We start from the raw sequence: 23,688 nt of genomic DNA on the forward strand, positions 1-23,688 counted from the left end.
TATATTCCTATGCCTCTAGCTCAGTACGTAGACGCGGATCAAGAATAAACATCAATAAATCAGCAATGAAATTGGCACTTAATACCATGAAAGTCATGATGAGTAGGTAGCCTTGAATCAGTGGGTAGTCTCTTGAAAGCATCGCTTGGAACATCACTTGCCCGAGCCCGGGATAGTTAAAGATGATTTCAATGATGAGTGAACCAGCAAAAATTGAACCTATCGACATAGCGAATGACGTGATCATTGGCAAAATCGCATTACGTGCGCCGTACTGCAGCATCACCTTGCGATCTTTTACACCCTTAGCCCAACCCATCACGATGAAGTCTTCACCTAGCTGGTTAATCATATTTGAGCGCATGCCCATGACGCCACCCATACCAAGCAGTACCATGCTCAATAGTGGAAGTGCTAAGTGATATAAAACACTAGAAATAAACTGCCAGCTAAATTCAGGATCGAGTTTTGGGTCGTAGGCGTAACCCGTTGGGAACCAACCTAAATCTGACGCGAAGACAAAGTAGATAAAGAGCGCCATAACAACAGCAGGAATCGACGATATCACCACTGATGAGATCGTTATAACGCTATCTACCCATGTTCCACGTTTCCACGCAACATAGATACCTAGCAATGTAGTGATGGTATACGAGACCAAAATGTAACAACCCACTAAAAGTAAGGTCCACAGCATGCCGCGACCTAACACATCAAATACCGGTTGGTAGAAGCGTGTCGAAGTCCCCCATTCACCCGTTAAAATATTCTGTAAATAGTGGAAGAATTGCTCGATTAAAGGGATTTGAGTTGAGTAGCCGTACAGCATCTCAAGAGCAGCAACCATCTCTGGTGTGATTTGCCCGCCAGATTGGGCTAATCGCCCTAAAAACGACTGGATAGGATCACCCGGCATTAAGCGAGGCAAGAAAAAATTGATGGTGATAGCACCAAGAAAAGCCAGAAAATAGAAACCAAGCCGGCTTAAAATAAACTTCATAGGAAAAACTCCATATCTATGAAACCGCTTACAACGAAAATTTAAAATATGCCTGTATCAACAGGCAATATTGAATTAGCCAACGCCTATTACGATTACAGCTTAATAAGGCGTTAGCTAAACAATAGTTAACGTACTATTGCACTCGTGGCTTTAGATTCATTATGTGAATCAAACGATCCATCCCTTCAAATGGTGCAGGTAGAACAAACGGATTGTCAGCCGACGCCCAACCTTCAAAGCGTGAATCGTTGTAGACGTACCAAACACCGTTGTAGTAAAGCGGTACTTGAACAGCTTGCTCTGCATAGATTCGTTCAATTTGAGCGCCTAACTCTTTCTGTTTTTCAACATCACGCGTTTTTCCTAGACTCTCAATTAAGTTATCTAGGTCATCGCTGGTGTAGTTATGCATGCTCGTTGACCACCAAATGCCGGTATCTGCATAACGTGAGTGCATGGTTTGATCGTAGAATCGCCAAGCGGAGCTTTGAATTGTGCCCGCCGCCATCGTTGCTTCGAAGTCGTTATTTGCCCAGTTTTGAGCGTAAGCGTTCACTTCTGGTGTGATGATATTGGCATTGATACCTGCCATTCGCAGACCTTCAACAGCAATACCCACGTTGTTTACCCAATCGCTCCAACCACTGGGTACTTGGATACGGAACGATAGCTTTTTACCTGATGGTGTTTCGACAAAACCATCACCATTGGTGTCTTTAAAGCCGCCTTTTTCAAGTTCCGCTTTTGCCGCCTTTACATCATAACGATATAGCTGATTCCAAGATTCATCAGCTTGTTCATCACGCCAAGACCAATGCGTTTTAGGTAAGTTAGTGGCTGGGTTACCCCCTTCAACATAGCCGTAAGCACCAATCATGATCATTGCTTCACGATCCATAGAGAGGTTCATTGCACGACGGAAATTTAGATCACTGAATGCTTCACTTGCGGCTTCATTTTTGGTGTTGTAGTTCATCGCAATACGGACACCATCATTCGATGGGAACCAGTATTTATTATTAGGGTGTTTAGCCACAAAAGTGCGTTCAATATCAGGAATGAAAATACCTGCCCAATCGATTTCACCTTTTGACAGCATCTCTAATGCCGCATCATTACTTGAGTACTGAGGAAACTCTAAACAGTTAATTTCTAGGTCTTTATTCCAGTAATGTGGATTACGACACTGAATATAGACTTGAGGGGTAAAGCGCTGAATTTCGGTAAACGGACCAGTACCGACTGGGTTGTCATTAACAAAAGCAGCAGGACTGTCGATTTCTGACCAGATATGTTTTGGAATCATACGAACACCCTCACCGATAATATCTTCGGCAGCGAACGCATTCGCTTCAGGTAGGTGAATCTCTACTTTATGATCGTTTATTTTTACTATTTTTTCGATGCGGTTGGCCATACCTGCACCATCAATTTCAGGGTGTTTGGTTGGATATGTATAAGAAAAAACAACATCATCCGCGGTAAAATCAACCCCATCTGACCACTTAACGCCTTCGCGTAAATTAACAGTGATCATTTTCATGTCTTCGCTTAGCTCATATCCAGTAGCTAACCAAGGGTGCACATCAGATGAATCAAGCTGGCTAAATATCACTAGTGACTCATAAGCAAAGTTGGTGCGACCTCCAACCCACGGGTTAAAATTACGAACCCAACCTGTCGTACTATCATTGAGTATTCTCAAATTAGGTATCGATTCTGTTGTAACCTCGTTGGCCTGTGCAGGCATCGCTACCGCCAAAGCTAATGTAGACGCAGCAAAAAAAGCACGATTCATATGAAACTCCTGTAATTATAATCATGGAACGCCGCGACACTTAACAACGACGCTTTACTTGGCGAATCATAGAAGTTTGGTCAGAGTAGTTTTGCTTATTTGGTCACATTAATTAAATAGTGATATGAGTATGTTTTAAAATATCAAAGCTAGTCTAATCTCACGCACTAACGATGAAACAAAGTCAATTTCCACGTAATGAACTAGGTTTTCATACACACGAAGAAACAGAAACAAAATACCTAAAAACAACAAGTTAAACAATTCACTTATTTCATAAAAACCACAACAAATGATGAAACAAATTATTTTCAAGGTTAGATCTCATTTAAGTTTAATTACTATAAAAGGCACGAATCACATTTGGTATTTAATACATGACAAATAATATGAACCATTTCTACTTAAGACTGTTTATCAGCGCACAAATAATAATATAAATAATTACCAAACATTAAAAACAGAATTTTTTGGTTGATATTTACTCATACGTTTTGTTAATTGTGAGTGCTTTACTTTGACAATAAGAATGTAACGAAGGAAGGGGAAAACCCACTAGCGGAAAAGTCGAGAACACACTCTCACCTTCTACCGCAGCGGGTTTTTATTACTACCACTACTTTTTCACTCAGACTTAGCCTGATGTTTTTTTATTTAGTCTGTTATATCGACAGAGGTACCGTTCCACGCAAGCAAATACACTTTTTTACTTGCGCTTCTGTCAGCCGTTTCACCACCTGCGATTAGAACACCTTTATCTGTTGCAAAGGATGCGCCATAAGCAAGCCCTTCTGGCAAATCGTTTACTTGACTCCATAATCCATCAACCTTGACGTACATCTCGGGGTTATACGCTTTACCGAAGCCGTTATGTGCAAACATACTCCCTTTTTCAAACGCCGTTTTTGCGCCGTGGAAGTTTGCGCCACCAGCAACAATGATCGCACCATTGCTTTTACCAGCATACGCACCAGCAACGCCTTCCTGAATATTTGATGGTTCGAGAGCAGGTAACGAATGAAGACTTGTCCATGGTTGAGGTTGACCAAATTGATACTGTTTCACTTCTGCTGTTCTCAGCCCCGGCTTGATTTCACCACTGATTAGCATAGCGTTAGCACCATCGGCAACCAAAGCGGAACCACAGTTAGGGATATAGGGTGACAAACCTAGTTCACTCCACTCTCCAGTCTCTGGCTTAAAGCTCAACACTTGTTGGTTCCATTTATAATCGAGCGGTTTCATGCCCATATAGTCATCAACGATCTTCTGCCAAGCGTCTGGCTGTGTCTTTTTATCCGTTGCCATAATGTCAGAAAGGTAAGTATCAAAATATCCTTTGTTATAACCTCCAAAGAAAATGACTTGTTTGTTGTCTGGAGAATAAGATGCAGCACCTAATAAGCCAACAGGTGTCGTTGAGTTAGCCTGAGACCAGCTATTGGCAGAGACATTATAACGATAGATAGTATCGAAAAGTATCGGTGCAGGATCACTCGAGCTCTCTTTTCCCGAGCCACCAAAAATGTAGATATCGCCATCAACAACAGATGCTGTCGCGCCACTTCTTGCCGGACCGATGAAACTGGCTTGTTTCTGCCAACCTTTATCCAAAGACTCAATATCCAACATATAAAAATCGGAGCCTGCTGAGCCAAGCCCCACAAAAACTTTGTCTCCTACCTGTGCACTGACCCCGCTTTTAATGCCTACGGGTAGATCAGGCCAATGAGTATTAGCCATAGCATTAACACTGAATAGCAACGCTGCAGCAAGCAAAGGCGTAGTTATTAGATTGGTTTTCAAATTCATTATTGTTATTTCCTTATATCAATGGTCAGAATTGCCATCTTTTATTGTTCAAAAATCCATCTAATTATCACTTAATGAAGAATAATTTCTTTGATCAACTTAACAATAAAAAATATCTTCATAAAATAGATATAAAAAAGACCTACTGGTGAGGCAGGTCTTCGTCGTATCAATCGGTGTTATAACTCGTTAATTACTCATTAAAGGTAATACGACTTCCGCAGTTTCTTGTACAGAGTCTGAATATTGTGGGTACTTATCTAACAAGGTATTCACAAGTACATCTACTAATAGTAAAGCCCCCACTTTTGAGGAAAATGCACCACCAGTTAGTGGTCCTTCAGGCCTTGCTGCAACGAGTAATTCTGTTGATATTTCAGAAAGCGGGCTGTGATTAATATTGGTTAATGTTACAACGGGTATACTGCGTTTATATGCAAGGCTTGCTGCATGGATAACTTCTTTTGTAGAGCCAGAGCTAGAAACAGAAACCCACAAATCACCCTTACTGCATCGACTGGCATTCATTGCCGCGATATGTGTATCTTCAAACATGATCGCCTTCTTGCCAATTCGTATCAACCTATATGCTAGGTAACGACCAACAATGCTCGAGGCACCTACACCAACACAACCAATAAAGTTTGCCTGATGGACCAACTCGCAAACGCGTGTTAAAGAGTCACGGTCGATTAATTTAGCGGTATCTTGAAGGCTGTCTACAGCACTTCGAGCGGAAACATCACAAATGTCACCTTCTTCCTCAGACGCTTCTTGGTTAGCCGCTTGGCTCAATTCAATGGCCAGAGCCATTCGAAAATCAGAGTAACCTTTATAACCCAAATCACGACATAAACGGATGACAGTCGCTTCACTCGTATTTGTATTACGAGCTAAATCAGTGATTGTTTGAAACTGCACCTCTTGGGCATTTTCCAAAACATAATCGGTAACGATTCGTAGTTTTTTACTCAACGGTTCTATATTTGAACGCATTCGAACAAGTAAATTTTTTGGCGAGCTCACTGTAGCCTCTTTAAATACAGTTATTCCTTCTTTCAAAGTACCAGAGACTTAAAAATATTAATACAGCTTAAACCCGTCAAGCCCGACATAAATACAAACAGTAACTAAGGTAATTTTTCGCAAAAATCGGTTTCTACTTTTTGTTGTACGTTTGAAGCTGGTTCCTACCGAGCTCTTTTGCACAGTACATTGCTGCATCGGCTTTATCGAGTAAGGTTTCGTAATGATCGGTGCATGTCGCGACACCGATGCTTACCGTCAACTTATTTTCATGTTGCGAATAGGTGTGCTCTATGTTTTCAGCCATCACGGCCTCTAGTATTTTCCGTGCTGCAAACACCGCCCCATCCGGGTCTGTGTGAGGTAAAATTGCGATAATTTCTTCTCCTCCAAAACGAGCAACAAAGTCGGTTTTTCTAGGCAGTTCATGCTTTATACACTGAGCAATTTGAAACAGGGCTATGTCGCCTTTCTCATGACCAAATGTATCGTTGTACTGTTTGAAGTGATCAATATCGATCATAAGCATAGAAAGAGGAGTATTTGATCGACGTGCAATCGAGATTTCTTCTGATAGCCTCTCAAGGTAGGCCCTTCGGTTGGGTATATCGGTTAAAGAATCCATGTAACTAAGCTCTTTTAAGGCTTTATTTGCCGCATCCAACTTAGCCATCGCCTCCCGTTCTTTCGTAATATCTAGATGAGTCCCAATCATTCTTTTAGGTACGCCTTCACTTTCCCACTCGATCACTTGCCCAGTGTCATAAACCCAGATCCATCTACCACTTTTATGCTTCATTCGAGATTCGAAGATATAGTACTCGCTACGCCCTGCCCAATGCTCTTTCAATAAACGCTCTGATTCGATGAGGTCGTCTGGGTGAGCATAGGTTAACCACGTATCAATACTGACTGGTGATAGCTCGTCGAGGGTATAACCAATAATGTTGGCCCAGCGTTCGTTGAATTCAGTCTTGCCCTCTTGCACGTACCAGTCCCATATTCCAACACCGGTACTTTTGATTACAAGCTCAAGCTGCTTCTCATGTTTTTTTAGAGTACGAACCTGAGATTTAAGTCCTTCAATTTCTGCTTTCAATGAGCATATTTTGTCAGTCATCTCACCACCTTCAACAATTCGACATGGATACTCACGCGATAAGCTATTAGGAAAAAGCGTTTAGTCACCAAAGAAAGAAAAGAAAACACATTCAATTCAAACGTGTCGAACTCTTCTACGTCAGTCAGAAAGTATAGTGCATTCACAATGAAGGGACTTTGAACTTTGATTCATACTGCTTCCGAGTGGGCGCATTAAACCATTTCAGTTAGCTTATCAATTCACATAAGTGAGTAAACTGATCAAAATCTTGTGCAAGGGGGCTTTCGGCTCGTTTAGGGTTAAACCATCTCGCTGACAAACCTGCTTGAATTGCTGGTTGAATGTCTTTACTAAAAGTGTCGCCAATCATTACGACTTGATTAGGTTGTAGACCTATTTCGTCTACAATTTTCAAATAGAACTCTGGTGTTCCTTTCGCTAAACCAAGATTAGCCTTACAAAAGTAACCGGTAATGTATTTATCTAGTCCTACTCGGTTAAAAGCACTTTGAATGTCTGATTCTGTCGACTCGTTAGCACTAGTAGCAATGAAAATCTTACTCTGTATTGAAATGGTACTTAGCACTAATTCAGCTCCATCTATGGCTTCAACATGTTTCCAATCACACATCTTTCCTTGAGCATCAGGAAAATCAACCATTAGCGTATCGCCCCAATCAAATAAGTATGCTTTAAACATTCCCTGCTCCTCAGACTTTAACTTGATATTTTAGGTCTTGCGCTTCATCACCGGTAATTCCTCTAAAGCCCCAGCAGTGAGCGGGTTGCTCCTTAATCGTGATTTCAATATCGACCGAAGAAATTCCAAGCTGGGATTCAATATTATTAAACAGCGTTTTTATCAGCAACTTCTTAGTCTTTTTTTGACGCCCTTCCATCATGTTTATTTCAATAACGGTATAAGCATCTGTACGGCCTCCGGGGTAATAGAAATCCTCTTTTTCCATTGGTACAAATCGATGAGCTCGCTTATCTTCAGGCATTCCTATTGCCTGGGTCATGCTTAAATGAATCACATCTGATAGTTTTGATTTAATTGGGTTTAATTGCTCTTTTATTCCGTACACAACAATCATGGCAGATCCTTTGCTTGAATTTGACTTTCCCTACTCTAACCTAGGACAGGGCTCAAATGTTGAACAAATTGTATTAACATATAACGATCATAGATAGTGATATTATTTTTATCTAAGAACGGTTTAAGGGGTAGAGATTTAAAATAGTAATCACGGCTAAATAGAGAGCCTTTCCATTAAAAATATTATCTTTTGATCTTTTTTATCAGCTCGTTCATTTGCTCCAACTTAAAAGGCTTTGATAAAACGTCATCAAATCCGATCTGATAGTAATGTCGGATGTCTTCTTCAAATGTATTGGCCGTTAACGCAACAATCATAGTATCTTGGCACAGTGACTCTTGTTTAATGTATTTGATTGTTTCAATCCCACCCATCACGGGCATCTGAATATCCAATAAAATAACGTCATAGTACTTGTCGCTGATTCGCTCAATGCATTCTTTACCATTGGTTACCGTTTCATGATTAACATGTAGTCTATCCAAAGTCCTTTGTGCCACGATTTGATTCACCATTACATCTTCGACAATAAGCGCCGATATTTCCGGGTAACTCGGATAATTTGGTGTTTGTGCCTCGCTTATCTCCTTAGCATTCATCATTGTATTGAGAGTAAAGAACACCTCTTTAGATGAGTAAGGCTTGGTGATAAATGCATGTGACTGACTAGAATTGCCATCTTGATTTAACCCTGAGATCACAACCAGTTTTCTATCGCCACTGTTCGAGACCTCTTCAATAACAGTATCTAACTCAAATAAATTTGTGTTGTAGTATAGGAGAACCGTTCCATGCTCATTGAATAAACCCACTTTTTCTAAGTCAGCTTTTATCAGGTTATGTACGTCCATATTATCTGCATATAGCGACACGTTATTTTTCAACTCAGTCGATTGATACAAGGTATCGTGACTGACCAATTTAACTGGTATCTTGACCGTGAACGTAGAGCCTAGATTCACTTCACTCTCAACAGTAATATCCCCGCCTAAAATCTTACTTAATCGTTTACTGATCGACAGCCCTAACCCCGTCCCGCCATACTTTCTCGTTATAGAGGAATCAGCCTGTGTAAACTCAGCGAATATGGAACTCAGTTGCTCATTTGTCATTCCAACACCCGAGTCTTTGATAGTGACATTAAAGTACGCTGGGGCGTTTTCTTGATGAACGACATTAAAATCAACAACGATCAATCCATGTTCAGTAAACTTCCAAGCATTGGTGCAAAGGTTGGTTATTACTTGAATTAACTTAGTAGGGTCTGAGTTCATAACGTAGTCGACGTTCATCGGTGTTAGTAAGATAACTTCAACGTCAGGCTTGGCGTCCGAATTAATGAAGATCGTACGTACTTGGTCGATAATGTAACTCAATTTAAAATCAATACATTCAACAGTGACTTTCCCTGCGTCAATCTTACTGACGTCCAATATATTATTGATTACGCTTAGGAGGTGATTACTTGATGAGTGGATTAAGAAAAGGTTTTCTCGTGTTGTACTATCGCTTCGTTCATAAAAGACAGCATCACTTAAACCGATGATAGCATTGAGTGGCGTTCGAATCTCATGGGACATGTTGGCCAGAAATGTAGCTTTAGCCCTAGCACTAGCCTCCGCTTTTCTTCGAGCCTTTTCAGTTTCAAGACTTTGTCGACGGAGATCATTCATTAGTTTAATTTGATTTAGATATAAAAAAGAAATCGACGAAATAATGAGAAGTGAAACAATGAGAATGATCGTATAGTAAAAATACAGTCGTTTATAATGTGAGTCTCTAAGCTGTAGAAATTCGTTCTGGTTCCTTTGAACTTCAGACACCAATTTTGAAAGGTAATCATTAACCAATGAATAAACTGCATTCAATTCGACTAGGATGAATTTTACTAGCACTTCTGGATTGTTATTTTCATTTATACGCTTTGTTTTTTCCGATATTATATTTATTTTATTAATAATATCAGTCAGCTTCTCACTATCTCCATACCGACTATGAATGTCAGTAGTAATTTCGCTAGATAAGTCCTGATTAATGCTTGATCGAATAACTCTAACCCTAATCTTTAGCTTTTTTAGATTACTCTTCGTAGGTTCATTTAAGTATTCTAAAAAATTAACTTTAATTGACAATAACTTAGACTTAGTCCCTAAATTATTATTAATAATGGCAACATAAGGTTCAGCCTGTATATTCTCTATTTTGTTTGAGGAGTAAAAAACAATACTAATGGAAAAAATCATGCAACAACAAAGAACGCCAATTATTGTTGTGAAAGCAGTCCTAGATAGAAGCGGATCAACTCGCATTGTGAGGCTCTATTCCACAACCAATGCCTTAACCTGCCAAACGGATAGGTTATAATAGAGGTCATTTCTAATCTCCGAATACTCGGTAAAAGGAAATACAACAAAAAATGGTCCTTTATCATCAAGTGTCATGCGCTTGCCATCCTCATGCGTCGCAAGCAGTACCCCATATTTTTTAATAGTCGAGATAGGGATAGTGACAACGTAGTCATCCCATGCGATTACTTTTACTTCATCCCCTTTTGAACCAGCTAGCTCTAGTACATCGTATAAGGTTGGTCCTTTATATATTGCTACCTCTTTAACGACGTGGTTCTTCGTTTTTATAATTGAGGTGTTCAGTTGCTCTATCATACCTTCGTCAAACTCCACTCCAATCTCACTATTGGAATGCTCTATATTCCCTGACACCGACAGTATGACTTCCCCAGATGGGTTAGGTAAAGTCGCTGCATATACGGATGCGTGTAAAGAAAAGACAACAAATAAATATAATATAGCCTTCTGCATAGCGACATACTCTATGGGGATCAATCCATTAATTATAAGTCACTATTGTATGTTCGCCAGCTGTTGAATTCATTGTGAGATGAATTGAATAGAAACTGAATGCTCGGTTATTAAGGCCTTGTGGTTGAATTTATTCGCTTTTACTTAGTGACTCCAAAATTTCAGAACCATAAATAACTTCGATTTGCAGATGCATTGTGAGTAAGCCTAGGGCAATCAGCCCCCATATTATGGTAAATCGACCAATCAATTTATTTTGATTTTTCTTTTCAAAAACAGCCATACAAATGCCCACAATGACGAGTGGATAAAGAATCAACCACAAGATAAGCATTCCTAAGTAATGAGAGATAGCCATTGCCGTTTCTGAGCCCATATAAATACCGATGAAAAAGTAAATGATTGTTTACTCTACCTTAGAGGTATCATCGAATCTTACTCAATAAAGCAATATGCGAAGAGGTTAACTTTACCGTTGCATATTAATAATGTTAAACCCCAAGTAACGGCAAGTGCTTAATACTTTGATAACGTAGAGATAGTTCAATGCAATGCTTCAAACTACCCACAGGGAACGCTTGATCGAGATTAAAAGAAATCGCTCTGTTTCCATTAAACGTTAACGTATCTGAATACAGTTCACGAAAAGTATCGACTAACTTTGTCTTACAGTTAAAGAACACATAACACTGCTCTGGTGACTTAGCTTTCCAGTCAATTCGAACAGTGCTTCCTCCATTTACTAGGTAACTCGGTTCTCCCCATTTTAGTGTCTCTTCAAACTGTTTGAACCCGCACTCTTCAATAACCTCTATGATTAAAGTGCGTAACTCTAGCATTTTTGACCTGACTTCAGGTGGGTAAGATTCGAACTTTAGTTGAACTTCCTTATTCATTGAGTTACTCCTATTTTTGAACATACAGCTTAAAATCATTGTTGTGCTCTAACAAGAACTGTAACCACTTTGTTCAATATACGTTTCCATTAGTTAGATTATATAAAACATTTCTTTAATATCATTAAACATTTAAAACAAACGTATAATAAATGACGTTCTATAAAGAACCTTCAAATAGATTCACCCCCCATAATTCATTTGTCCCTCTATAAATAAAATCAACAAAAAGGTAATATTAGCACTCACTTCCAATCTGTTGAGACTTATGAAAGACTTACCGTTAGAGCCCCCTATTTATCGAATAGGGCACTTTCTATATTCTCCTATTTCCGGGGTGGTTCAGGTGGAATCGGAAACTGTTCGTTTACGTGCAAAAGAAGCAGCAATGTTAAGTGCATTAATCGATTCTTTCCCTGAAACCCTTACACGACAAAGAATCGAAGAGCTTCTCTACAAAAATACGTACGCAACCAATGCCACTATTAATCAAGTGGTTAAACGTCTACGTGATGAACTGCAAGATGATCACAAGAAACTCATTCGCACAGTCCCGAAGTATGGATATGTTCTTGGTGTTACCCCTGCAATAGAGCAACAGCCTTTTACTAAAAAGCAATCTTTTAATACTGCGCAAGCAAGTACAGTGAAACTACCTATTTCCCCTGTGGATGAAGTATCAGAGAATAAACCGAACCAAGTCTTTCAGAACCTACAAAATCAGTCACAGCAACAAAGTAACCTGGTACCTAAAAGTTACTTATTTGGATCCCTTTTGACCATTGCTTGCTTGAGCATGGTTACCTTAGGTTACGCCACTTCCCAGCTTTTTCGCCCTGCCAGTTTTCCACAGTTAAGTTCTGAAATGGGGACCATGACGCCAAGTGACGCGTTACAAGAAGGTGATATAGCTTTAACAGTAAATGAAGACAACCAAATTTCTGCTACATTCCTAATTAATAACAAAAAGATACGTTGTATTGAGCAAGATGAGGTGACCCAATGCCAACCAATAAAGTAAGCGTGCTCGCTCTACTACTGCTTTGTTTCTCTATTGGCGTTGGTATTCAACTGTTTAACCACGAACAAACAAGTCGATTTATTGGTTTATGGTCAGGTACTACGACTATTTTCTATCAAAACGATCCTGTTGATGCCCATATTCAGCTCATTGTTCAAGATGACGGTGGTCGAGTAATATTAAATTACCAACCTCAAAGTCCTAAATATAGTGGCGAAAATCATCAAATATCGGTTCGCGTGAACATTTTAGATATTGAAGGTCATTCGCTTAAATTGTCAGTGACTGATTTAAAGTACAACGATAGGGATGCCTTGGAAAAATTCTTGGGTCGGGATCTACCAGTTGAAGGGTATTTAATGAATAGTTTTGTATGGCCAATTAGTGAGTCAAAATTGTTCTTACAAGCAACCCTTGGGTTCGGTGAAGAGTTTGGGTTATACCTGAACAGGCACGAATAGAGGATGAATTGAAACCAGACTGATAAAGAATAAGGACCAATTAGGTCCTTATTCTTAGATTAAATCTCATATATTACAATTACGCTTGGTTACCTTTTGTTTCATTGGATAGTAATGCCATAGGCTGAAGTTCACTCTTCCAGTTTCTAGTTAGAAACTGCTAGATAGAACAAGTCACAGCAATTAAGTTCCATATTGGAGCAGATAAACCAAACGCTCCAGAAACGAATAACAACATCAATAACAACATCAATAACAACATCAATAACACATTGAAATAACTTGATTATTTATAATTCATGTTATTGTTTTTATAACTATTTAGAACTAAAAAAATAGAGTGAGTTATGTTTTCCCCACAAAAAAGCGAAGCTTTTCAGCCTCGCTTTTAGGACCAATCTAAACGCTCATTGCGTACCAAGAATAGCCACCTAATTTACTTAGACAGCTCCTCAGCAACAGCTTTAAACAATGGAAGCATCTCCATGTCGTATTCTGGTTTAGCAGATACCTCAGGTGACGCTAGACGTACAATGACAACTTCTTTCGTTGGGTTAATGTAGATGTACTGGCTAAACATACCCTTAGCCATATAGCTACCATCTTCATCATTCGTTAACCAGAAAAAGCTACTATACGCCCCACCAGGTATACGCTCTTTAAAAGCTTCACCTAAACACACATCACTGTTTTCAATAGACTTGATAACAGACTCTGGGAAAATTTGTTTACCACCAAACTGCCCTTTATTTACCAATAGCTGGCCAAAACGCGCTGCGTCACGAGCCGTCATATTCAAACCACCCGTCGCCCATGCGTGAGTCTTGGTGTCTGCCATCATGTAGACATCATCTTCTGTACCAAGATCTTTCAAGAATAACTCTGACAGTACCTCTTCATAGCGCTTCCCTGTCACGGCACTAATGACCCACCCCATTGCGTCGGTCAATGGTGAGTTATAAACAAAACTCTCTCCATGCTCACGCTCTGGCCCTATTTGAGGAAGAATCCCAAACACACCTTGAGCACTGTTATCGATTGGCCATGTGCCAACAGCATTGCCGTACTGACGGGCAAACGACTCTTCATTCATTAATGCATCCATCGACTCATCCCAAGCTGTACCCGCAGTCATATCGAGTAACTGTTGTATTGTCGATGAACCAATAGCGGTACCTTTTAATTCAGAAACATAAGTTTCAACTAACGCTTCGCGCTCAAGCAAACCCTTAGATATCAATATTTCAGAAACCAAGCCCGTGAACGATTTTGTCATTGAAGCTAGCCAATGCTGAGTGTTTGGGGTCATCTCATTAAAGTATTTCTCTTGTACAATTATCCCTTTGTGGACAACGACAAACGCATCTGTGTTTTGGCTGTTAAGTATATTTTCAACGGTTGATGGTTCTCCGTCCGCTTTAGGTGACGCGAGTAACATTACATCTTTCGAAGATGCAATTTCCCAGGGAATACTAGAGCCTGTCACAACCGGTGTTGTTGGTAAGAATTTACTCACATTTTGAAAGCCCCAGCGGTTAAACGGGTACCAAACCCAGTTTGTATTTTTTACTTGTTTTTCAGGTGCACAAGGAAAGCCTTTCATGATTTCTAGATCTAACCAACTTGGCGAAGGAGCAATGTTTTTTGTAATGGTATCGAGAGACATAAGTCACCTTAATTGTAGGGTTTCACAGTTCAATTAGATGGTATAACCTAGTCTTGATTAATATAATTTAAATAAAATTAACGCTTCGTTTAAATATTTTTAAAGGTGTCTGATGTCTTTAAGTAATCTCACAAACATTGATCTGAAATCTCTAAGAGTGTTGGCTCAGCTTTTACAAGAGCCGAACATTACCGCGGTTGCCAATAAAATGGCGATGCAACCTGCTGGTGTTACTTACCATCTAAATAAGCTACGAAGCGCTATGGATGACCCATTACTAGTTCAAGTTGGGCGAGAAATGGTCCCCACTAAAAAAGCGTTATCTCTAATGGATAAACTCGATACGCTCCTATGCCAGTTTGACGAATTAATGCGATGTGAGAAGTTTGACCCAAAAACTATTACGCAATCTTTCACAATCGCACTACAAGACATTGCTGCCGTCGTTCTCATCCCTGTTCTACTGAGCCGTCTGGCAACTCTTGCACCAAACGCAGTAATTAAAGTACTTAATTGGCCTGCAAATATAGAACAGCAACTGCTAGAAGGAAGCGTTGATATTGCAATCAATGCTATAGACAAGCCGAATAACCAGCTCTACGGATATCAGCTTGGAAATATGAAAATGAGTATTGTCACTCGTCGCTCTCACCCACTGGCCAACAAAGAGTTTAAACTAAGTGAAGTATTTGATTACCCTCATGTGAGAGTCGAGCCTCTGGCACGTGGGCAATTATATGTGGATGAACTGGCGCATAAATTAGGCAAAAAAAGAAAGGTTGTTATGGCGGCATCTACTTTTGCTGTGTTGTCTTCGACCATAGAGCATTCAGATATTGTGGGTATATTTGCTTCAGAGGCTGCGAAACGTTTAGCAAAAGAGGGGTTCTTTACAAAAGATGTTGAAGAGATCCCATTAATCCCGCTGCACTGTTTTTGGCATCAACGCGTTCATCATGAACCTGCTCACCAATTTTTACGCAACTTAATCATTGAAATCTCAAAGGAACTATTTCAAGACGAAGAGCTCGTGAATAAACCTTATCAACTATGACAAGGTGATTGCTCAACTAACCCTTAGATATTGGACAAACTGACACGGTTAATCTTCACTCAGTTGTTCAAATTCATCTTTTTTTCTTTCATACCATTGTTTCATGGCTTCGGGGTCTGCCATCATCTGTTTAATTTTGTCCATGGCTTCCAAGTGCTGATTATCATGGACTTGAAACATTTCCATTCCATGTTGCTTGCTAATCTCTACCATCTGTTCAAATGTTTCAGCATGAAATTGTAAATCACATGCACCACCCAACTGCTTGCAAGTCATTGTCTTCAACATGAATCTCCTTGTAATTTACCGATTGGTTATCCTTTTCATTTATAAATAAAGCAGTTAATCCGTAGATTGGAAATGTTAACAATGAATTTTATAGGTATAAAAACAAAAAACGCCAAATGATTCACATCATTGGCGCTTTAATAAAAAGTAACTTGTCGAAAAGAGTAACGGCTACTTCTTAGAGCCTGCTGCGCGATTTTTAATCATGTTACGTAGTCGAGCACGTTTCTCAGCAGAACCTTGGTCAGTGTCTGATGGGTTATTAGTTCGTGTCTTACGATTTTTGAACGCTGGCTTTGAGTGCATTTTTTGTATCAGCGCATCGCGGTTTTTCGGTTCATATCCTGCTTGTTCAACTCGGCGGATAGTATGACCAATCAATGACTCAACTTGCTGAAGTGTTAATTCTTCATCACGGTTAACAAATGATACAGCATATCCTTTTTGACCAGCACGACCAGTACGACCGATACGGTGTACATAATCTTCCGCCAAGAAAGGCATATCGAAGTTGACTACGTGAGGCAGATCCTTAATGTCCAAGCCACGAGCTGCAACATCAGTTGCGATCATGACGCGAACTTTGCCTTCTTTGAACTCATCTAGAGCTCTGCGACGTGCGCTTTGCGCTTTATCACCATGGCACAGTACCGCTTTGATACCGTCAAGCTTAAGCTCTTTTAGTAACATGTTGGCCGTTTCTTTGTAGTTTACAAATACCAACACCTGCTGCCAGTTTTTACGACCAATTAGCTCGGACAACATCTCATGTTTTCTTTCTTGGTCTACTGGGTAAACAACGTGTGCAATGGTATCTGCAGTCACATTTTCTCTCGCGACAGAAATGCGTTTAGGCTGCTTCAAGATTTCGCCAGCTAGCTTGTTCATTTGTGGTGAGAACGTCGCGGAAAATAACATTGTTTGAGGTTTTGTCGCAACGCCTGCCATGATCGTTTCAATAGAAGAGATGAACCCCATATCAAGCATTCTGTCTGCTTCATCAAAGACAAGAAATTCTAGATTAGCGACAGAGACATTCTTCTCTTCAAGGTGCTCAATCAAGCGACCTGGCGTAGCAACAAGGATATCAGACCCTTTTTGCAGCTTCGTCACTTGTGAAGACATCTTAACACCACCATAAATAGCGGTTACCGTCAGTGACGTGTACTTAATGTAGTCTTCAATATTTTGTGCGATTTGAGCCGCTAGTTCGCGCGTTGGAGCGAGAATCAGTGCACGTGCTTGGTGGTTATTTTTTGTTTTTGGCTTATCAAACAGCTGTTGAATAATAGGTAAAGAAAACGCAGCGGTTTTACCTGTTCCTGTTTGGGCATTAGCTAAAATATCATGACCTTTTCGAGCATGAGGAATCGCTTTTTGTTGAACTGGCGTGAGTTTTTCGTAGCCGCATTCTGAAAGTGCTTTCACAATTTCTGGCGCAAAATTCTGAGATGAAAATGACATTTGTTATGTTCCTAAGCTTAACGGCTACAACCACGTACAGCATAACCAAAAATACGGTCGCAGATTATAGAGCAATACGAATTGAAACGGCACTATTTTCGTCAACTCAGCAGTGAAATAAGCAGATACGCCTGTATTTACGGCACCTTATCACCATAATCGATAAGGTATGAGGAAGGCGCTGGTTAAGCAACAGATGCTCAACCAGTTATAAAACCATTTACTTTATGCTATCCGCGACTTTCGCATAATCTTCATCGTAATAGCTTTTACCTTCACACTCCAAATCAAAGCTGTCAATTTTGGCATTATAGCTATCAACTTTATAATTATAGGGACCTTCCAATCGTTGATACCTTTCAAGATCTTCGTTAAAAGCAGCAATAATTCGATTATAGCGGTCCACCTCGCGATTATATTCAGCTAGTTCAGCATCAATATAGAATTCAACGTCCTCATTCTTAGCGAAATAACGATCTAACTTTTCCAATCTGTCTTCAGCTCTCGCCATACTCTCTTCAACTCTATTGATTGGTTGGACGTCGATATCTAACTGCTTTTCTGCTTCATCGATAACGACTTCCAGCTCCAGACAAGATCGAAGTGCATCAACTGTTAACGTATCTTCATCGTAGATCTTTAAACTACCTAAAGCGCTTAATGCGCTACCCGCAGCAAATCCAGAAGATTTACCTTTTTTTGCTAGAGCCTCCACTGGTAATAGAGTAGATAAAAGCAGCACTACGCATGCAGTTGTGTATCGTTTCATTGAGATTAACATCCTTGTCGTTTTATATCTCGCCAATTCTATACATCAAGTCAAAAACATTCACTCAATAAATTATACAACTACCTTTTATCTACAAATTCATTCGAAGCCTAACCTCCATCGTCTTACCACATGCTAGAACATCAACATATATAGATAGCCGGCACTGATGGCCATCGACACGATCACAGTTAAGAATGCATAGATCATCTGATTCTTAAAGATCGATTTAAGCAGGATCACTTCTGTTAAGCTCGCACCTGCACTTCCAATTATCAGCGCCATCACAGCACCCAGTCCCATCCCTTTCGCAGCTAAAGCCGCACTTAAAGGGATCACCGCTTCTGCTCGAATGTAGAGAGGAATACCTATCACTGCTGCAACCGGGATAGCAAATGGATTATTTTCACTTGCCACACTCGCCACAAATTCCGTTGGCATAAACCCATAAATCATCGAACCCAGTGCAATACCACCAAATAGATAAGGCAATACCTTTTTAAAATCTGTCCACGTTGTATCCCAAATACGCTTCCATTGGCTAATTGGCGCTTTTTTCGATGAGCATGACGAGCCACATCCTTTCTTTTCTGGGCTCAAGTAAGCTTCCGGTTTTACGTACTTTTCAAACCCCAATCTTTCTAGCGTATAGCCTGCGAGCACCGAAACACCCATCGCAATAACGAAATAGAAGGCCGTTACTTTCAACCCAAATGTCACGGAAAATAACCCGATGATGATTGGATTGAGTAAAGGGCTAGCAAATAGAAACACCATCATAGTGCCAAAACCTGATTTAGCTCTTAATAAACCTTTTAAAAATGGAATGGTAGAGCAAGAGCAGAACGGGGTTATCGCACCCAGAAACCCTGCAACAATGTAACCTTTGCCTTTTTTACCACTCAAAATACTTTGTATTTTCGTCGGTGGGATATACACCTGAAGAACACCCACAAAGTAACTAATCAAAAGAAACAAAACCGTTAATTCTACCGCCAGAAAAGCAAACATGTTCAACGTCTCTTTCACCATGTTCATCTCAATGCCCATCATAACTATCACTCCACAATTGAATCTATATTTCTAGAATAATCGAAATATACTCTTCACCATTGGATTGATCAATATATTTCTAGTAATATCGAAATATAGACATCGCAGAGGTTAAACATGGATATCGATAATTTGAATAATGAAGGCTTAGCCGCTGATACCTTAGGCATTGAAAGCTTAGATATTGAAACTGTCGCTAAAGCGCTGAAAGAGCTAGGGCACCCTACTCGCCTAATGATTTTTAGAAGCGTTATTCGTGCTGGCTATCAAGGCATTGCGGTTGGCGGATTACAACAGAAACTAAATGTGCCCGGTTCAACCTTGTCTCACCATATTTCAAACCTAGCTTCTGCTGGGCTTATTACTCAGCGCCGTGAAGGCCGAACACTCTACTGTGTTGCTGAATTTGATAAGCTTCAATCTGTCATTGGGTTTCTACAAGATGAATGCTGCCTAGATGAAGAGAATTAGAACAAGTGTAGTGGGATAAGCATGAACCAAGTTAAAGTGATCGCTATCAAAAGCAATAGGTCACTATCATCGCTTATGATAAGGTTGCGCCCTGTGTTCCCACCTCTATAAATTAGTTACCCCATGCCATTTTCTAGCCTAAATTTAAGCCCTGAGCTGATTGATGCTCTACCCAAAGCCTTTAAAGAACCGACTGAGATTCAATCTCAATCTGTCCCGACTATTCTAAAAGGTGGTGATCTACTTGCCATTGCGCAAACAGGAAGCGGGAAAACACTGGCTTACGGTCTACCTATTCTCGAGCAGCTATTTACGGATGGAAAAGCACAACAAAAAATTGATTCACCAACGGCTTTACTAAACATCATCATTGTTCCTACTAGAGAGTTAGCAACCCAAGTTCATACAGAACTAGGTAAAGTCATTGAAGTACTGGCTAAGGTGAACAAACTCAAATTTAATTCACTTCTTCTTTGCGGCGGTGTAGACAAAGATAGTCAGGTTGAACAATTACAAAATCAACCCCAGTTAGTGGTAGCAACACCAGGGCGATTACTGGATCTCATACAAAGTAAACACCTTCTCGTCAGCGACGTTAAGCGAATTGTATTGGATGAGGCAGATCGACTTTTGGATATGGGTTTTTGGTCAGATATACAATCAATATTGGCTGAGCTACCTCAATCACGACAGACCATGATGTTCTCCGCAACGTTACCGAGTGAACTTGAAGAGAGGCTCAATAGTCAGCTAAATCAACCAAGCTACGTTCAAGTCAATCAGGTTAACCAAGTTGTCGATAATATTGAAGAGCGGCTATTTCTCGTCAATAAAGGCAGTAAAACAAAAGCGCTAATTCAGCAGATTGAAACGAATCAGTGGTCACAAGTTTTAGTCTTTATCAGTGCTAAAGATAACGCGAATGCATTGACGAAAAAACTCGCAAAAGCGGGCATCTCGTGCGCGGCTCTGCATGGTGATAAGTCTCAGTCTGAACGTGAACAAACACTGGTTCAGTTCAAACAAAAGTCAATTCAAGTCCTCATCGCAACTGACCTACTCGCCCGTGGCATTCATATTGATGACCTTCCTGTAGTTATTAATTTTGATCTTCCTTCTGATCCAACGGTCTATGTTCATCGGGTTGGACGTACTGCGAGAGCCGGACAGCAAGGGCTTGCTATTTCGTTAGTGTGCCATGGGGAAAAAGACTATTTAGAAGCAATACGTACGACAGCTCAACGCTCATTGGCGACACAAACCCTAAGCAATTTTCCCGTTACTGATAAACCCTCAAGTGGTGAAAGTAAACGCGCCCCAAGAGACAAAAAAGCGAACCGTAGAACCAACAACAAAACGAGTGCTAAGCAGTTTCAAAAAAAGACCAAACGACCTAATCGTTAATCGTCTAAAGAAGTAATTAAAGCTCATCGCGGGATACATTCTTTATTCCGCTGAGTTTTCGTATAGTTAGCATCACAAATCTCCCCTTTCCTTTTTAGCAGCGCTCAAAAAACACACCTATACTCAGTAATATCTCTTATTAATGATTTTGTTAGTCACATGATTTTTATGACTACACGCACCTGCGTAAATCACAAATTCGCCACTGACAATGGGTATTGAATGACCACTGAGAAAAGCTCGCAAGACGAACTATTGACGATTATTGACGACAGTGCAGATGAAACACCATTAAGTAGCCGGCCTCCCTGTTGGAGAATACTCATTGTTGATGATGATAAAGATGTTCACATTGCTACTGAACTCACCTTAAACGATCTCACTATCGAGGATCGACCTCTCGAAGTGCTTCATGCATATTCGGCTGATGAAGCAAAGGAAGTACTTCAACGAGAACACGACGTAAGCGTGATATTACTCGATGTCGTGATGGAGACTGAAGATGCGGGACTAAAGCTCGTTGATATTATTCGTAATACGTTAAAGCTGAGTTCAATTCGAATTATTCTTCGTACCGGGCAACCCGGTTATGCGCCTGAAATGGAAACCATTCAACGCTATGACATTAACGATTATCGAACCAAGTCTGAGTTAACTAGAATTCGTCTTTTCACCATTCTAACCAGCACTATCCGTGCATATAAGCAGATTCAACAACAGCAAACAATGCGTCAAGGTTTGGAGAATGTAGTTAAAGCCAGCACTGAACTCGCAAACATTCACGGGATGAGATTGTTTGCAGAAGGGGCAGTGAAACAAATAAGTGCATTAATACAAATTGAGCCCGACGGATTGATCTGCGCTCAAGAAGGCATGCTTGATGATAGCAACACAGCTCAAGTTATTGCCGCCTCTGGGCGTTATAGCAATTTAGTTCAAGCCCCACTAGATAGCATCCAGTCAAATAGAATTAAGCGGGCAATTACTACTTGTCTGCTATTAAAAAGAAGCTCAATGGATGATGGTTTAACACTCTATTTTTCGACGGAGCAAGGCCGCGGATTAGCTGCCTATGTCGATATAGAACACCCATTAGAGCCTACTGACCGTCACTTGCTTGAAGTTTTTTGTGCGAATATATCCGTCGGTTTTGACAATGTTCTTTTGTATAACAAGCTCGAAGAGCAAGCCTACATTGACCCTCTGCTTAAAGTGCCTAATCTTAACTACCTTTTAAAGTATCTTTGCGCTCCAAGAGAGGACGAAGAGCCATCAACCCTTGCACTCATTGACCTAGACGATTTTTCATCAATCAACGATAGCTTCGGCCATCAATTTGGCGATAGCGTACTAAAAGAAGTCATTGATAGGCTCACCAGTGAGTTTCCTCGCTGCTTTTTAGCACGTGTTAGTAGTGATGTTTTTGCTCTGATTGGCCTTGAATCTGAAGTCAGCGCTACTCAAGTAATCAAAACATTCAACAGCGATTTTATCGTCAACAGGCAGCCCTTTAAACTGAGTGCAAGTATCGGTTTGGTGCAGTTAGTTGAACGTACCTCTGAGCTAACAGGGTTGTTTAAAGATGCTCAAGTCGCATTAAAACAGGCGAAGCTACACAAAAGAGGTGGTGCAATAACGTTCTCTGAAAATATGGGGCAATGTGCCAGAGACAGAATGCAACTGTTAACTCAGCTTCGCTTAGCTGTCACTAAAAACGCCCTGTTTATGATGTTCCAGCCTAAATACCACCTGCTTACGGGTAAGATCACAGGCATGGAAGCACTGCTTCGATGGAAAGACGATAATGGTGACCTTGTACCTCCTGATCGCTTTATTCCTCTTGCCGAACAGTGCGGGATGATGGTCACCATAGGCGCTTTTGTCATTCAGCGTTCTTGCGAGCAACTGCAACAGCTGAATCAAGCTGGATACAATAATATTTGCATGGCAATAAATATCTCACCGGCTCAATTGGAAGACTCAGGGTTTATCTCACTACTGCAGTACTCGTTAAACAGCACAGGGGTCTCACCAAGCCAACTGGAACTTGAGATCACCGAAACCATGGCTGCTAATAACCTTGATTACGTTTGTAAAGTTCTCACTCAAGTTAGACAGCTCGGTTGCAAGATCGCCATTGATGACTTTGGTACAGGCTTCTCTTCTTTAAGTGTTCTACACAAGCTCCCCGCGACACGGTTAAAAATTGATAGAGCTTTCGTGGAGGCAATGGAAGAAGACGACAGCATTGCAAAAATGATTGTTAATTTGGGTCAAACGCTAGGCTTAGAAGTTACAGCTGAAGGGATAGAAACTAGCACTCAGTTGGAAAAGCTTAAAGGCTTCGGTTGTGAAGAAGGGCAAGGCTGGTTGTTCGCTAAAGCGATGCCGCTCGAAGATCTCATAGAGCTACTAGGCTCTTAATGACGATCTACCTCTAGCAGGCTTCATTATTCTTAACAAAAAGCAGTAGGATTTTTC

General features: G+C 40.4%; 22 protein-coding genes. 6 read left to right on the plus strand and 16 right to left on the minus strand.

What is annotated here, in order from left to right; translation table 11 throughout:
* Window positions 1–7 precede the first annotated feature (7 nt).
* The 11 genes from L4D20_RS13925 to L4D20_RS13975 all read right to left on the minus strand — a co-directional run bounded on the left by L4D20_RS13925 (window position 8) and on the right by L4D20_RS13975 (window position 11,556).
* The gene (locus tag L4D20_RS13925; protein WP_428802205.1) at window positions 8–1,000 is read right to left on the minus strand and encodes an ABC transporter permease; all 993 of its coding nucleotides are present in this window, start codon (window positions 998–1,000) and stop codon (window positions 8–10) included.
* Window positions 1,001–1,136: 136 nt separating this feature from the next.
* Window positions 1,137–2,801, minus strand: coding sequence for an ABC transporter substrate-binding protein (locus tag L4D20_RS13930; RefSeq protein ID WP_428802206.1), 1,665 nt, complete (start codon window positions 2,799–2,801; stop codon window positions 1,137–1,139).
* 654 nt (window positions 2,802–3,455) lie between these two features.
* Window positions 3,456–4,613 carry an N-acetylneuraminate epimerase gene (locus L4D20_RS13935; RefSeq protein ID WP_428802207.1) on the minus strand — a complete coding sequence of 386 codons (1,158 nt, stop codon included), beginning with the start codon at window positions 4,611–4,613 and terminating at the stop codon, window positions 3,456–3,458.
* A gap of 189 nt (window positions 4,614–4,802) precedes the next feature.
* Entirely contained in the window at window positions 4,803–5,639 is an 837-nt protein-coding gene (locus tag L4D20_RS13940) for a MurR/RpiR family transcriptional regulator (protein ID WP_428802208.1), read from the minus strand.
* A 133-nt stretch (window positions 5,640–5,772) separates the two neighbouring features.
* Complete coding sequence (locus tag L4D20_RS13945; protein ID WP_428802209.1) at window positions 5,773–6,759, minus strand: sensor domain-containing diguanylate cyclase; 987 nt, start codon at window positions 6,757–6,759, stop codon at window positions 5,773–5,775.
* A gap of 208 nt (window positions 6,760–6,967) precedes the next feature.
* Window positions 6,968–7,441, minus strand: coding sequence for an HAD family hydrolase (locus L4D20_RS13950; protein WP_428802210.1), 474 nt, complete (start codon window positions 7,439–7,441; stop codon window positions 6,968–6,970).
* Window positions 7,442–7,451: 10 nt separating this feature from the next.
* The gene (locus L4D20_RS13955) at window positions 7,452–7,838 is read right to left on the minus strand and encodes a tautomerase family protein (protein WP_428802211.1); all 387 of its coding nucleotides are present in this window, start codon (window positions 7,836–7,838) and stop codon (window positions 7,452–7,454) included.
* Window positions 7,839–8,023: 185 nt separating this feature from the next.
* Entirely contained in the window at window positions 8,024–10,150 is a 2,127-nt protein-coding gene (locus L4D20_RS13960) for an ATP-binding protein (protein ID WP_428802212.1), read from the minus strand.
* 9 nt (window positions 10,151–10,159) lie between these two features.
* Window positions 10,160–10,660 (minus strand): putative pterin-binding protein, encoded by a 501-nt coding sequence (locus L4D20_RS13965; RefSeq protein ID WP_428802213.1) that lies wholly within the window; start codon window positions 10,658–10,660, stop codon window positions 10,160–10,162.
* A gap of 130 nt (window positions 10,661–10,790) precedes the next feature.
* Complete coding sequence (locus L4D20_RS13970) at window positions 10,791–11,036, minus strand: hypothetical protein (protein ID WP_428802214.1); 246 nt, start codon at window positions 11,034–11,036, stop codon at window positions 10,791–10,793.
* Between the two features lie 115 nt (window positions 11,037–11,151).
* Window positions 11,152–11,556: a DUF1801 domain-containing protein gene (locus L4D20_RS13975; protein ID WP_428802215.1), complete on the minus strand. Its 405-nt coding sequence runs from the start codon at window positions 11,554–11,556 to the stop codon at window positions 11,152–11,154.
* Window positions 11,557–11,902: 346 nt separating this feature from the next.
* Here L4D20_RS13975 and L4D20_RS13980 point away from each other — a divergent pair, with 346 nt between their 5' ends.
* Both L4D20_RS13980 and L4D20_RS13985 read left to right on the plus strand, forming a co-directional pair.
* Window positions 11,903–12,577: a winged helix-turn-helix domain-containing protein gene (locus L4D20_RS13980; RefSeq protein ID WP_428802216.1), complete on the plus strand. Its 675-nt coding sequence runs from the start codon at window positions 11,903–11,905 to the stop codon at window positions 12,575–12,577.
* Entirely contained in the window at window positions 12,559–13,038 is a 480-nt protein-coding gene (locus L4D20_RS13985) for a hypothetical protein (protein ID WP_428802217.1), read from the plus strand. The genes L4D20_RS13980 and L4D20_RS13985 overlap by 19 nt, the downstream gene beginning before the upstream one ends.
* A 436-nt stretch (window positions 13,039–13,474) precedes the next feature.
* Here the strand turns inward: L4D20_RS13985 and L4D20_RS13990 are convergent, their stop codons facing one another.
* Window positions 13,475–14,704 carry a serine hydrolase domain-containing protein gene (locus L4D20_RS13990; protein WP_428802218.1) on the minus strand — a complete coding sequence of 410 codons (1,230 nt, stop codon included), beginning with the start codon at window positions 14,702–14,704 and terminating at the stop codon, window positions 13,475–13,477.
* 112 nt (window positions 14,705–14,816) lie between these two features.
* Between L4D20_RS13990 and L4D20_RS13995 the strand changes: the two genes are divergently transcribed.
* Window positions 14,817–15,758 (plus strand): LysR substrate-binding domain-containing protein, encoded by a 942-nt coding sequence (locus L4D20_RS13995; RefSeq protein WP_428802219.1) that lies wholly within the window; start codon window positions 14,817–14,819, stop codon window positions 15,756–15,758.
* Between the two features lie 48 nt (window positions 15,759–15,806).
* Here the strand turns inward: L4D20_RS13995 and L4D20_RS14000 are convergent, their stop codons facing one another.
* From L4D20_RS14000 to L4D20_RS14015, 4 genes are all read right to left on the minus strand, one after another.
* Entirely contained in the window at window positions 15,807–16,046 is a 240-nt protein-coding gene (locus L4D20_RS14000; RefSeq protein WP_428802220.1) for a DUF1059 domain-containing protein, read from the minus strand.
* Window positions 16,047–16,217: 171 nt separating this feature from the next.
* The gene (locus L4D20_RS14005) at window positions 16,218–17,510 is read right to left on the minus strand and encodes a DEAD/DEAH box helicase (RefSeq protein ID WP_428802221.1); all 1,293 of its coding nucleotides are present in this window, start codon (window positions 17,508–17,510) and stop codon (window positions 16,218–16,220) included.
* A gap of 220 nt (window positions 17,511–17,730) precedes the next feature.
* A complete protein-coding gene (locus L4D20_RS14010) occupies window positions 17,731–18,279 on the minus strand; it encodes a hypothetical protein (protein ID WP_428802222.1) in 549 nt (182 codons plus the stop codon).
* 135 nt (window positions 18,280–18,414) lie between these two features.
* Window positions 18,415–19,332: a permease gene (locus tag L4D20_RS14015; protein WP_428802223.1), complete on the minus strand. Its 918-nt coding sequence runs from the start codon at window positions 19,330–19,332 to the stop codon at window positions 18,415–18,417.
* A gap of 117 nt (window positions 19,333–19,449) precedes the next feature.
* On the opposite strand from L4D20_RS14015, the gene L4D20_RS14020 reads away from it, so the two are divergent.
* The 3 genes from L4D20_RS14020 (at window position 19,450) to L4D20_RS14030 (ending at window position 23,631) form a co-directional block, all read left to right on the plus strand.
* On the plus strand, window positions 19,450–19,803 hold the full coding sequence (locus tag L4D20_RS14020; protein ID WP_428802224.1) for an ArsR/SmtB family transcription factor: 354 nt from the start codon (window positions 19,450–19,452) through the stop codon (window positions 19,801–19,803).
* A gap of 123 nt (window positions 19,804–19,926) precedes the next feature.
* Window positions 19,927–21,207: a DEAD/DEAH box helicase gene (locus tag L4D20_RS14025; protein WP_428802225.1), complete on the plus strand. Its 1,281-nt coding sequence runs from the start codon at window positions 19,927–19,929 to the stop codon at window positions 21,205–21,207.
* Between the two features lie 222 nt (window positions 21,208–21,429).
* On the plus strand, window positions 21,430–23,631 hold the full coding sequence (locus L4D20_RS14030) for a bifunctional diguanylate cyclase/phosphodiesterase (RefSeq protein ID WP_428802226.1): 2,202 nt from the start codon (window positions 21,430–21,432) through the stop codon (window positions 23,629–23,631).
* Window positions 23,632–23,688 lie beyond the last annotated feature (57 nt).

Source organism: Vibrio kyushuensis (genome assembly GCF_050337325.1).
GTDB classification, from domain to species: Bacteria; Pseudomonadota; Gammaproteobacteria; order Enterobacterales; family Vibrionaceae; genus Vibrio; species Vibrio kyushuensis.